Below are 12091 nucleotides of genomic sequence, written 5' to 3' on the forward strand. Positions count from 1 at the left end.
GGTAAAGTTCCTGATACAGAGGAATTAGCGCCTCACAACACAGCCTAATTGAGCAAGACCGAGGGATTCAGAACCACGTTCTGAATCCCTTTTTGCTGTTGGTGCAGTGAGGAAAGACCCGATGAAAATGCCGAAACGTCTGATTGCCGGATTGGGCGTACTGATGATCAGTGCGACACCGCTGCTGGCCAGCGCCGATCAGCGCGATGATCATGACCACGGTGGCCCGCAGCAGGGCCAGTACGACAACCATGGCAATGACCATCGCGACGATCATCGTGGCCCGCCAAACGATCATCGTGGCGGCCCGCCACCGCACGACTTCGGCCCGGTGCGCCAGACCATTCGCGATAACCACGGCTACTTCGTGCGCGGTGCACCACCGCCACCGGGTATCCATCTGGAGCGCGGCCGGCCGTTGCCGCACGGTTATTACGGCGAGCGGCTGGACGGTCGAGCGTTGAGCCGTTTGCCGGTGTATCCCGGTTATGAATGGCGCCGCACCGGGGGCGATATCGTGCTGATCGCGGTGGGCACCGGAATTGTTTACGAAATTCTGGATGGCGTTCTGAACTGATCAGCAGGCAATAAAAAAGATCGCAGCCCCAGGGCTGCGATCTTTTTTTCAGGGCAGCTCAAGCCCGCCGGATGCCTTGTGCAGTTTGCGCAGATGTTCACCAATCTGCTTCACATTGGCTTCGCTGGCGGCAATCTCGGCCGCACGCTTGGGTTCCAGCAACTTGCGCACCTCCTTGTCCAGATCGCCGCTCAGCGCCAGCAGTTGTTTCTGGCGTTGGCTGCTTTCGTCTTGCAGGCGCTTGAACTCGCTCGGCTGCGGCAGGCCGTAGCCACGGCTGTCGAGCAGTTCTGCCGGACGGCTGAGGAAGCCGCTGTTGGCGAGAATTTCCTGCAGGGTCGCGTTGGCCTTGTCCATGCCACCGTTTTCCAGCTCCCGGGCGCCGAGGTAGCGCTGCTTGACCTCATCCTGGGCCAGCAGCAACTGGCGGCGATAGCTCGCCTGTTCCAGCAGCAGCAACGCGGCACTGGTGCGCAGGTCCGCACGCTCGAACCATTGGCGGCGTTCTTCGGCAGACAATGACAGCCAGTCCTCGACGGTGGTTTGTTTGATCGGCAACTGCTTCTTCAACACATCGAACATCGCCTGATAGCGATCGCGGAACGAGTCGAAGCGATAGCCCAGGCGCAGGGCTTCCTTGGGGTTGTCCAGTACGCTGGTGTCGGCCAGTCCGCGGCCTTTCATCACTTCCAGCAGGCCGTTGGGCATGATGCTGTCCAGGCCGATAAGCTGCTTGTTGTTGCTGCCGCTGCGCAACAGCTTGAGGCTTTCCACGGCACAGTTGTTGGACAGGAAGAAGTAGTTGCCGTCGTAGCTCCAGTGCATCTCGGCGGCGTGTTCGACCACCTCTTCAATCTCGGTGCGCGACAGGTTCAGCGGCACTGACGCGAGGCTGCGCAGTTCAGTCTTGGTGTACTCGTCGATCACCTGGGCCAGCGGCAGCACGAACAGCCGCGACGGGTATTTGCCCACCAGCCCGTCCCAGCTCGACAGCTGCACGTCACCGACAAAGGCGCGATAGGACAGCACCAGGTGCTGATCCAGGTCGAGCCGGCAATCCGGGCCGCGTGGTCGACCCGGAGCACAGATCACCAGGCGCAACATGCTGTGGCCCCAGCGGCTGACCCAGTTCTGGTTGGCCTCGGCCAGCAAGTAGTCGACGGCATACACCCGCTCCGGATCGACCTGCCCCAGTGGTTGTTTGGCGAAGTCGTTGCCGGCATTGAGAAAGGCGAAGGTGTTGCTGCAGGTGTCCTTGACCGGAGGAGCCCAGCCGAAGCGTTCCTTGTAGTAGCGATAGAGCGCCGGACGGCGGCAGGCGTAGCTCGGGTCGAGGAGGAAATACTCCATGTTGACCGCGACGAACTCTTTCGGGCTGGAGATTTCGTACAGGTCGGGGCTGCGGGCCACTTGGCGGTTGTGCTGTTCACGTTCGCCCCGGCGCCCGACGTATTGTTGCCAACCGGCGAGGTCGAGCAGGCGCGGGTCATCGCTGAGGGTGAAGCGCCGTTCGGTCTGTCCGCGACATTCATCGGGAATGCCGACCAGGCCGGCGCTGTTGCTGCGACGGGTGCAGCGCTGGATCATCGTGCGTTCGGCGGCGGGCCACAGACGTGCGCGGTCATAAATGTGGGTGAGTTCGTGCAGCACCGTTGCCAGCAGTTCCTGGCGAACCGTGCCGTGGGGGCGATTGGTTTGCTCTTTGGCCGCGCTGCCGTCGGTGAGGCTGGCGAGCAGTTTGCGGTTCAGGTCGAGTTCGGCGACCAGGGTCGCCTGGCCGTAAGCATTGCCGGGCATGTCGTCGGTCCAGCCGACATCGATGCGCCGGTCCAGCTGTTCGACAAAGCTGGGAGGCAGCTTCTGCATCGCTTCATCGAGCAACGCCTGGCTGGCTTGCTGTTGAGCGGGGCTCAGGCCGTCGGTCTTGAGCTGCAATTGCAAGCTGGCGTGGGCGCTGTTGCCAAGCAGCAACAATGCCCCGGCCAGCAGCCAGGCGCCGATTGACTTCACAGTGCGAGGATGGCTTCGGCGAGCACCTGATCACTCGCATCGCGGGCTTCGGGTACACGCGTGCGCAAGGTATTGAGGGCGGCTTCCAGGTGCGCACCACGGATATCGCCGTTGGTGGCAACGAAGCTGGCCGCATCGTCGTGAGCTTCGCGGATGATTTTCGAATCGCGAATCGACGTGGTGGTATCGGAGGTGAAATCGATCGTGCGCTGGGAGGCACGAACGATGATGTTACTGGTGGCTACCAGGGTGTGCGCCTGGGCCACGTCGGCCAACAAAAACAGGCCAAGGGCGGCAGCAATCAGCGGGCTACGCATGGAACGACTCCGGAGGGGCAATGATAACGAAGGACTGGGATAACTATTGGACGAGAATTGCCTGTGCCAGTTCAAGGTCGCTGACATGAAGTTTTGGTCGGGATTTGCGCAGGTAATGCAGTGCGGATTCGAGCTGCGCGCCGCGCAATTGACCGTCACTGGCAACAAACGCCGCCGCATCATCGTGAGCGGCGAGGATCAGTTTACGGTCGAATGGTGCGGAAGACACCATGCCGGTGGCCCAAAGGCTGACGACGGTGTTTTGTGTGGTGACATCAAAGGCATCGACCGACGTCGCCCAGCAGGCGCTGATCAAGGCGGAAGGAATAAGCAGATTGGTCAGAAAACGCATGGGACTCGATAACGGTTAACGAGTCCCAAGGCTAGCGTAATGCCCGGGCCAGAGCCAGTGGCGAAACATCGGGACACGACTGGCGTGCCCCTTCCAGCAGCGTTGGATCAGATCGCCAGGATGGCTTGCGCAAACTGTGTGTCGGTTGCTTTCAGCTGCGGTGCCTGATGGCGGATGAGGTCTAGGGCACTTTCCAGTTTCACGCCACGGATCTGGCCTTCGCTGGCAACGAAGCTGGCAGCATCGTCACGGGCAGCGAGCACGACTTTGTTGTCACGCAGCGAAGAGCTGACGTCGGAAGTGGCGTCCGAAGAGGACTTCAGCGCGCCAACTACGGCGTCGGTGGTCACGATGAAACTGGAGGCACTGGCGTTGGCTGCCACGGCCAGCAAGGCGGCAGCGCTGAGCAGGCGAAGACGGGACATGGTGTATCTCCTGAAGGTAAACCGTATTGAGAGGTGGCTTGTGTCTGATGAGTCAGACGCGGGTTACAGAAGATTCGCCACGTTCTGCCGTGGATATTAGGCCGCCGCGCGCTGTTCGGACAGTGGGCAGAGTGCTAGCGCCAGAAGGGTTTCTCCAGTTCGTTGAGCCGATCGGCATGGCTGAGGCCCAGATCCGCGAGGTCGCGCTGATCAAGCTGAGCCAGCAGGCGTCGTGTCCTGGCGCGCTCCAGTGCGTGCCACACGCCACGCAGCAGACGCCGCAGCGGGTGCTGGCGAACGAGTGGCCGAATCGAAATTGCTGAAACATCCTGTAAGTCTTTCATGGCGTACTCCTTGAGCCGAGAGGGGTCAAGGACATGCTGCGCCGAATGCAATTTTGGAAGCAGATACACCGAGGGGAAATTGTACTGGTTCAGATTTGGTTATTCTAAAACTGTACCTGTTGTTCTGGCGAGTGGCTGTACGGGCCTTTTAAAACCCTGAAACGACAAGACCCGTCGCGGTTTCCCGCGACGGGTCTTGTGTGTTCAATTCGGGTTGCTGGCGGTGGGTCTGACGACCAGAGCCAGCGACGCTACTTAGCGCCAGAACGGCTTGCTCAGCTCTTCGTAGCGTTGTGCTTCGCTGATACCAGCGTCAGCCAGCAGACGCGAATCCAGACGAGCCAGTTGGTGGCGGCTGGAGATGCGGCGCTGCCACAACATCAGGTTGGCGATAACGCGCAGAGGCAGGGAAGCCTGGTTTTTTGCAGCTTTGTCTTCGAAGAACAGTTCGGAACTGAGTGTACGTTCCATGGTTGACATCCTTCCGCTTGTGGCGGGATCAGGTAGTGGTTTAACTGGTGCCCATGATCCTCTCGTTTGCCTAGTCTCTCTAGATACAGTTCAACTGTATTGTGAGTGACCAGTTAACTGTTTATAGGGGGTGTACGGGTCAAAATTGAGCAAACTGTACCTGTCTGCACTTAACTGGTGCGTTTTTACTCAATCCGAGGACAAGAGTAGGTAAATGCTGTAGGAAATGACCAGTACAGCAGTACAGTTTCTGCCAGATGAGGTGTGTGAAAAAAACCGCTGACACAAACTGTGTTTGCATCAGCGGTTCGACTGTGCGAATTACACCGCGAGCATGCGCCCGGTTTCTTCCAGGTTCATGTGCCAGCTCAGGGCTTCCCGCAGGATGTGCGGGGTATGACCACCGATGGCGCAGGCGGCAGCGAAGTAGTCATTCAGCGCCTGGCGGTAGTCGGGATGCACGCAGTTGTCGATGATCACCCGGGCGCGCTCGCGCGGTGCCAGCCCGCGCAGGTCAGCCAGACCGACTTCGGTCACCAGAATGTCGACATCATGTTCGGTGTGGTCGACGTGGCTGACCATCGGCACCACGCTGGAAATCGCCCCGCCCTTGGCGATCGACTTGGTCACGAACACCGCCAGGTGCGCGTTGCGCGCGAAGTCGCCGGAACCACCAATGCCATTCATCATCCGCGTGCCACAGACGTGGGTGGAGTTGACGTTGCCGTAGATATCGAACTCCAGCGCGGTATTGATGCCGATGATGCCGAGACGGCGCACCACTTCCGGATGGTTGGAGATCTCCTGCGGACGCAGCACCAATTTGTCCTTGTACTTTTCCAGGTTGCCGAACACGTCGCTGTTGCGCCGCTCCGACAGGGTGATCGAACTGCCCGAGGCAAAGCTCAGCTTGCCCGCATCGATCAGGTCGAAGGTCGAGTCCTGCAGCACTTCGGAGTACATGGTCAGGTCTTCGAACGGCGAATCGATCAGACCGCACATCACCGCGTTGGCGATGTTGCCGATCCCGGCCTGCAACGGGCCGAGCTTGTTGGTCATGCGTCCGGCATCGACCTCCTGCTTGAAGAACGTGATCAGGTGCTCGGCAATGGCGTTGGTGTCGACATCCGGAGTCGACACCGTGGACGGCGAATCTGCCTGTTGCGTGATGACGATGGCCACGATCTTTTCCGGTGGAATCGGAATCGCGGTGCTGCCGATGCGGTCGTCGACCTTTACCAACGGGATCGGCGTGCGGGTCGGGCGGTAGGTCGGGATATAGATGTCATGCAGGCCTTCGAGGTTGGCGTTGTGCGCCAGATTGATCTCGACGATCACTTGCTTGGCGAAAATCGCGAAGCTTGCCGAGTTGCCCACCGAAGTGGTCGGCACGATATGGCCCTGTTCGGTGATGGCCACGGCTTCGATTACCGCGATGTCCGGCAGTTTCAATTGCTGGTTGCGCAATTGTTCGACGGTTTCCGACAGGTGCTGGTCGATAAACATCACTTCGCCGGCGTTGATCGCCTTGCGCAAGGTGCTGTCGACCTGGAACGGCATGCGGCGCGACAGCACGCCGGCCTCGGTCAGTTGCTTGTCGAGGTCGTTGCCCAGGCTGGCGCCGGTCATCAGGCTGATTTTCAGCGGCGTGACCTTCGCTCGCTCGGCCAGTGCGTGAGGGACGGCCTTGGCTTCGCCGGCGCGGGTGAAGCCGCTCATGCCGACGGTCATGCCGTCTTCAATCAGCGCAGCAGCGTCGGCGGCGCTCATCACTTTATCCAACAACGAAGGCAGGCGAATACGGTCACGGTACATGGATTATTTTCTCGGGAAGCGAGTAGCAGGATGCGCAGTCTAGTGAATTTCGCGGGCGCCTGTCCCGCTACCAAGGTCGCAAACGAGGCGTCTATTTAGCGGGTTTGAAGTAAAACACCGTTACCGGTTCTGCAACAACGCGGCAAATTGTCCGACGCTTTGCACAAACAAAAACGCCCCGACAAGTCGGGGCGTCTGGTCCGGCTGCGATGGATTACTCGACAGCTTTGACCATGTCTTCGATGACTTTCTTCGCGTCGCCGAACACCATCATGGTCTTGTCCAGGTAGAACAGTTCGTTGTCCAGACCGGCATAGCCGCTGGCCATCGAGCGCTTGTTGACGATGATGGTCTTGGCCTTGAACGCTTCGAGAATCGGCATGCCGGCAATCGGCGATTTCGGATCGTTCTTCGCGGCCGGGTTGACCACGTCGTTCGCGCCGAGCACCAGCACCACGTCGGCCTGGCCGAACTCGGAGTTGATGTCTTCCATCTCGAACACCTGGTCGTAAGGCACTTCGGCCTCGGCGAGCAGGACGTTCATGTGCCCGGGCATACGACCGGCTACCGGGTGAATCGCGTACTTAACGGTCACGCCGCGGTGAGTCAGCTTCTCGGTCAACTCTTTCAATGCATGCTGCGCGCGGGCCACTGCCAGGCCGTAACCCGGGACGATGATCACGGTGTCGGCGTTGGTCAGCAGGAAGGTCGCGTCGTCGGCCGAACCGGATTTCACCGGACGGGCTTCTTTCGCACCGGCCGGGCCAGCGTCGGCTGTGTTGCCGAAACCGCCGAGCAGTACATTAAAGAAGGAACGGTTCATCGCCTTGCACATGATGTACGAGAGGATTGCACCGCTCGAACCCACCAGCGAACCGGCAATGATGAGCATCGAGTTGTTCAGCGAGAAACCGATACCTGCTGCTGCCCAACCCGAATAGCTGTTGAGCATCGACACCACTACCGGCATGTCCGCACCGCCGATCGGGATGATGATCAGCACGCCCATCACGAACGCCAGCGCCAGCATCAGCGCGAAAGCGCTGAGGTTGCCGGTGAACATGAAGGTCAGGCCGAGAGCCAGCGTTGCCAGGCCCAGTACGGCGTTCAGCTTGTGCTGACCGGCGAACTGTACCGGTGCGCCCTGGAACAGACGGAACTTGTACTTGCCCGACAACTTGCCGAAGGCGATCACCGAACCGGAGAAGGTGATTGCACCGATGGCTGCACCGAGGAACAGCTCCAGACGGTTGCCCGTCGGGATCGAGTCGCCCAGTTGCTTGACGATACCCAGCGACTGCGGTTCAACCACGGCAGCGATGGCAATGAACACTGCCGCGAGGCCGATCATGCTGTGCATGAAGGCGACCAGTTCCGGCATCTTGGTCATTTCAACGCGCTTGGCCATGATCGAACCGGCGGTGCCGCCGACCAGCAGGCCGACGATTACGTAACCGATACCGGCAGTGGCAAGCTCAGCACCCAACTTATAGATGAGACCGACAGTGGTCAGGATGGCCAAGGCCATACCGAGCATGCCGAACAGGTTGCCGCGCCGCGATGTGGTCGGGTGCGACAGGCCTTTGAGAGCCTGGATGAAGCAGATCGACGCGATCAGGTAGAGCGTCGTGACGAGATTCATGCTCATTACTTCGGCGCCTCTTCTTTTACTTTCGGGGCTTTCTTCTTGAACATCTCAAGCATGCGGCGGGTGACCAGGAAGCCACCGAACACGTTGACCGCCGCCAGCGCCACCGCGAGGGTGCCCATGGTTTTGCCCAGCGGCGTGACGGTCAGTGCGGCCGCGAGCATGGCGCCGACGATCACGATCGCCGAGATGGCGTTGGTCACGGCCATCAATGGCGTGTGCAGCGCAGGTGTAACGTTCCAGACCACGTGATAACCGACATAAATCGCCAGCACGAAGATGATCAGGTTGTAGATACCGGGGGAGATAAGCTCTTCCATCGTCTGAATCCCTGCTTAGGCGTTTTTACGGATGACTTGGCCGTCACGGCACATCAGGCACGCGGCGACGATGTCGTCTTCGAGGTTGACGTCGAACTGGCCTTCTTTGGTGAACACCAGCTTGAGGAAGTCCAGCAGGTTGCGTGCGTACAGCGCCGAGGCGTCTGCAGCGACTTCACCGGCCAGGTTAGTCGGACCGACGATGGTCACGCCGTTCTCGACCACGACTTGATCGGCCACGGTCAGCGGGCAGTTGCCGCCCTGGGCCGCCGCGAGGTCAATGACCACCGAGCCTGGCTTCATCTGCGCCACGGTGTCCGCGCTCAGCAGCGTCGGTGCCTTGCGGCCCGGTATCAGCGCGGTGGTGATAACGATGTCGGCCTGCTTGGCGCGTTCGTGCACGGCCTGGGCCTGACGCTGCATCCAGCTTGCCGGCATTGGCCGCGCGTAACCGCCGACACCGACTGCGCATTCGCGTTCTTCGTCGGTCTCGTAAGGGACGTCGACGAACTTGGCGCCGAGGGACTCGATCTGCTCCTTCACCGCCGGGCGTACGTCAGACGCTTCGATCACCGCACCCAGACGTTTCGCCGTGGCAATCGCCTGCAACCCGGCCACACCTGCGCCGAGAATCAGCACGCGCGCCGCTTTCACGGTGCCCGCAGCGGTCATCAACATTGGCATGAAGCGCGGATAGTAGTGAGCGGCCAGCAACACAGCCTTATATCCGGCAATGTTCGCCTGTGACGACAACACATCGAGACTCTGCGCGCGCGAGGTGCGCGGCGCCGCTTCAAGGGCGAACGCGGTAATGCCGCACTCGGCCATCTTCGCGATGGTTTCGTTGTTGAACGGATTGAGCATGCCCACCAGCACCGTGCCGCGCTTGATCAGCGCCAGTTCGGCGTCGCTGGGGGCGACCACTTTGAGAATCAGCTCGGCGCCGAACGCATCGTTGGCACTGCCAATGGTTGCGCCCGCCGCTTCATAGGCACTGTCGACAACACTGGCTTTTACGCCGGCGCCGGTTTGCACAGTGACCTTATGGCCTTGGCTGATCAGCTTCTTTATGGTTTCCGGGGTTGCAGCAACCCGTGTTTCACCGGTCTGGGTTTCGAGAGGAACACCAATGTGCACGTCAAATCTCCTGCGTGATCTTATTGAGTAAACCCAGGCACTGCGGATGGTGCGACTGGGGCGGCCGATCAGCACGATCCCGCCAAATCAGGGCGGGGCGCGGCATTTTGCAGGCGAACTTTATGCCCTTCAAGGGATTATGACGGGTGACGGAAAATTAACTACAAGTCATCCCGTGACCGAATGTCGCAGATGGCCGGCTGAATCCCTTGCAGGCCGTGCCTTGTAAGGATTCTGGCCGAATTTGAAAAAAATTCTCATCGGTGACGTGAATAGGCAGTAATGAGTCGTTGATAGAGGCTCAAAGCCACGTCCGCAGGCGCTTGTGGGACGTCTGTACGACTTTCGGATACAGTCTGCGATTTTGCGACAAATACTTATATCTGTAGGGCTTTCGTTTTCCTGACTACCGGGTTAGTAATCTCTGAAAGCCTTTACCCTTCTAGGCTGTAGCTGTTTGCCTGATTGACCAGCCAATCGCGAAATGCCTTGAGTGATGCCGATTCGACCTTGCGCTCCGGAATCATCAGGTAATACGCCTTGATGCTGGAGAGCGCATTCGGGTTGGCGATCACCAGGCGTTTCTCGGCCAGTTCGCGCTGGATCAGGAACGGTGGAATCAGCGCAATGCCCATGTCGTGCATGGCCGCTTGGGCCAACATGGAGAATAGCTCGTAGCGCGGGCCTGTCATGTCGCGGGGGATGTTCAGATGCTGCGAGTTGAACCATTGGCGCCAGGCATAGGGGCGGGTGGTCTGTTGCAGCAGCGGCAGCTCGGCGATCTCGTTGGGTGTCAGATGCGTCCTGCTGCCGAGTATGGCGGGGCTGCACACCGGCATCGGATTCTCGCCCATCAACCTGTGGGATTCGGTACCCGACCAATCGGCGTCGCCGAAGTAGATCGCCGCGTCGAAATCGGTGTCGGCAAACAGGAATGGTCGCGTGCGGTTGGTCAGGTTGACCGTGACCTCGGGGTGCTTGAGCTGGAAATCCTTGAGCCTTGGCAGCAGCCATTGCGTGCCGAAGGTCGGCACCACCGCCAGTTCGATTACGTTGGTGCCCTGCTGGCCCATGACCGAGAGCGTGTCGCGCTCGACAGCATCCAGTTGCGTGGCGACCCGACGGCTGTAGGAAAGACCGGCCTCGGTCAGCTTCACCCCGCGTCGCGAGCGTCGGAACAGTTCCACACTGAGGAAGTCCTCAAGGCTGGCGATCTGTCGGCAAATCGCGCCTTGGGTGAGGGAAAGTTCTTCGGCGGCTCTGGTAAAGCTCTCGTGGCGAGCGGCGGCCTCGAAGCTGATCAGGGCGGTGGTGCTGGGGATTTTCCTGCGCATGTACGTCAACCTCACTAATGCGCCGCATAAAAGGCATTCGGCGACGTTTCGGAGTGAGAAATTAGCACAACAGGATGCGAAATCCTCGTTTGCCGCGATGGCGAACGCGGCCTAGGATCAATGCCACGTTAATTCACCGATTTGCGAGGACACACTCATGGGCGGTAAAGCTAGCTTCAACTGGATCGATCCCCTCCTGCTGGATCAGCAGCTCACCGAAGAGGAGCGCATGATCCGCGACACCGCCGCCCAGTTCGCCCAACAGAGCCTGGCGCCACGTGTCCTCGAAGCTTTCCGCCATGAGAAAACCGACCCGGCGATCTTCCGCGAAATGGGCGAAGTCGGCCTGCTGGGCGCGACCATCCCTGAGCAATACGGTGGCAGCGGCCTGAACTACGTCAGCTACGGTCTGATCGCCCGCGAGGTGGAGCGTGTCGACTCCGGCTACCGTTCGATGATGAGCGTGCAGTCCTCCCTGGTGATGGTGCCGATCAATGAATTTGGCACTGAAGCGCAGAAACAGAAATACCTGCCGAAACTCGCATCCGGCGAATGGATCGGTTGCTTCGGTCTGACCGAGCCGAACCATGGCTCTGATCCGGGTGCGATGATCACCCGTGCGCGCAAGGTCGACGGCGGCTACAGCCTGACCGGCGCCAAGATGTGGATCACCAACAGCCCGATCGCCGACGTGTTCGTGGTCTGGGCCAAGGACGATGCCGGCGACATCCGTGGTTTCGTTCTGGAGAAGGGCTGGAAGGGGCTGAGCGCTCCGGCGATTCACGGCAAGGTTGGCCTGCGGGCGTCGATCACCGGCGAAATCGTCATGGACAACGTATTCGTGCCGGAAGAAAACATCTTCCCCGACGTGCGTGGCCTGAAAGGTCCGTTCACCTGCCTTAACTCCGCACGTTATGGCATCTCTTGGGGCGCATTGGGCGCTGCCGAGTTCTGCTGGCACACCGCGCGCCAGTACACGCTGGATCGTCAACAGTTCGGCCGCCCATTGGCTGCCACGCAACTGATCCAGAAGAAGCTGGCCGACATGCAGACCGAGATCACTCTGGCCCTGCAAGGCTGCCTGCGCCTGGGGCGTATGAAGGATGAAGGTACCGCTGCAGTCGAGATCACCTCGATCATGAAGCGCAATTCCTGCGGCAAGTCGCTGGATATCGCCCGTATGGCCCGTGACATGCTGGGCGGCAACGGTATCTCCGATGAGTTCGGCGTGGCCCGTCATCTGGTTAACCTGGAGGTGGTGAATACCTATGAAGGTACCCATGACGTCCACGCGCTGATCCTGGGTCGCGCACAAACCGGTCTGCAGGCGTTCTATTAACA

13 protein-coding genes are annotated in these 12091 nt (G+C 59.9%); 2 read left to right on the forward strand and 11 right to left on the reverse strand.

From position 1 onward, the window contains the following. The first annotated feature begins 121 nt into the window (after positions 1 to 121). Positions 122 to 577, forward strand: coding sequence for an anti-virulence regulator CigR family protein (locus AC0J41_RS27255; protein WP_473014078.1), 456 nt, complete (start codon positions 122 to 124; stop codon positions 575 to 577). Positions 578 to 625: 48 nt separating this feature from the next. On the opposite strand, the gene AC0J41_RS27260 is transcribed toward AC0J41_RS27255, so the two are convergent. The 11 genes from AC0J41_RS27260 to AC0J41_RS27310 all read right to left on the reverse strand — a co-directional run bounded on the left by AC0J41_RS27260 (position 626) and on the right by AC0J41_RS27310 (position 10750). Continuing rightward, positions 626 to 2587, reverse strand: a complete 1962-nt coding sequence (locus tag AC0J41_RS27260; RefSeq protein WP_473014079.1) for a DUF7844 domain-containing protein — start codon at positions 2585 to 2587, stop codon at positions 626 to 628. Continuing rightward, a complete protein-coding gene (locus tag AC0J41_RS27265; protein ID WP_007911662.1) occupies positions 2584 to 2904 on the reverse strand; it encodes a DUF2388 domain-containing protein in 321 nt (106 codons plus the stop codon). Before AC0J41_RS27265 ends, AC0J41_RS27260 begins: the two co-directional genes overlap by 4 nt. A gap of 43 nt (positions 2905 to 2947) precedes the next feature. Then, complete coding sequence (locus AC0J41_RS27270) at positions 2948 to 3256, reverse strand: DUF2388 domain-containing protein (RefSeq protein ID WP_025112350.1); 309 nt, start codon at positions 3254 to 3256, stop codon at positions 2948 to 2950. Between the two features lie 107 nt (positions 3257 to 3363). Beyond that, positions 3364 to 3681: a DUF2388 domain-containing protein gene (locus AC0J41_RS27275; RefSeq protein WP_473014080.1), complete on the reverse strand. Its 318-nt coding sequence runs from the start codon at positions 3679 to 3681 to the stop codon at positions 3364 to 3366. 134 nt (positions 3682 to 3815) lie between these two features. Then, positions 3816 to 4025: a DUF1127 domain-containing protein gene (locus tag AC0J41_RS27280; protein WP_473014081.1), complete on the reverse strand. Its 210-nt coding sequence runs from the start codon at positions 4023 to 4025 to the stop codon at positions 3816 to 3818. A 255-nt stretch (positions 4026 to 4280) separates the two neighbouring features. Next, positions 4281 to 4496 (reverse strand): DUF1127 domain-containing protein, encoded by a 216-nt coding sequence (locus AC0J41_RS27285; RefSeq protein WP_007962833.1) that lies wholly within the window; start codon positions 4494 to 4496, stop codon positions 4281 to 4283. Positions 4497 to 4817: 321 nt separating this feature from the next. Beyond that, entirely contained in the window at positions 4818 to 6311 is a 1494-nt protein-coding gene (locus AC0J41_RS27290) for an acetyl-CoA hydrolase/transferase family protein (protein ID WP_025112353.1), read from the reverse strand. Between the two features lie 214 nt (positions 6312 to 6525). After that, positions 6526 to 7959, reverse strand: coding sequence for an NAD(P)(+) transhydrogenase (Re/Si-specific) subunit beta (locus AC0J41_RS27295; protein WP_025112354.1), 1434 nt, complete (start codon positions 7957 to 7959; stop codon positions 6526 to 6528). Further along, positions 7959 to 8279, reverse strand: coding sequence for an NAD(P) transhydrogenase subunit alpha part 2 (locus AC0J41_RS27300; protein WP_003187417.1), 321 nt, complete (start codon positions 8277 to 8279; stop codon positions 7959 to 7961). Before AC0J41_RS27300 ends, AC0J41_RS27295 begins: the two co-directional genes overlap by 1 nt. Before the next feature lie 15 nt (positions 8280 to 8294). Next, positions 8295 to 9416: a Re/Si-specific NAD(P)(+) transhydrogenase subunit alpha gene (locus AC0J41_RS27305; protein ID WP_025112356.1), complete on the reverse strand. Its 1122-nt coding sequence runs from the start codon at positions 9414 to 9416 to the stop codon at positions 8295 to 8297. A 434-nt stretch (positions 9417 to 9850) separates the two neighbouring features. Continuing rightward, complete coding sequence (locus AC0J41_RS27310) at positions 9851 to 10750, reverse strand: LysR family transcriptional regulator (protein WP_473014082.1); 900 nt, start codon at positions 10748 to 10750, stop codon at positions 9851 to 9853. 157 nt (positions 10751 to 10907) lie between these two features. On the opposite strand from AC0J41_RS27310, the gene AC0J41_RS27315 reads away from it, so the two are divergent. Continuing rightward, positions 10908 to 12089, forward strand: coding sequence for an acyl-CoA dehydrogenase (locus tag AC0J41_RS27315; protein ID WP_003220420.1), 1182 nt, complete (start codon positions 10908 to 10910; stop codon positions 12087 to 12089). The last annotated feature ends 2 nt before the right edge of the window (positions 12090 to 12091 follow it).

The organism is Pseudomonas sp. Arb-4-2C (assembly GCF_055755015.1).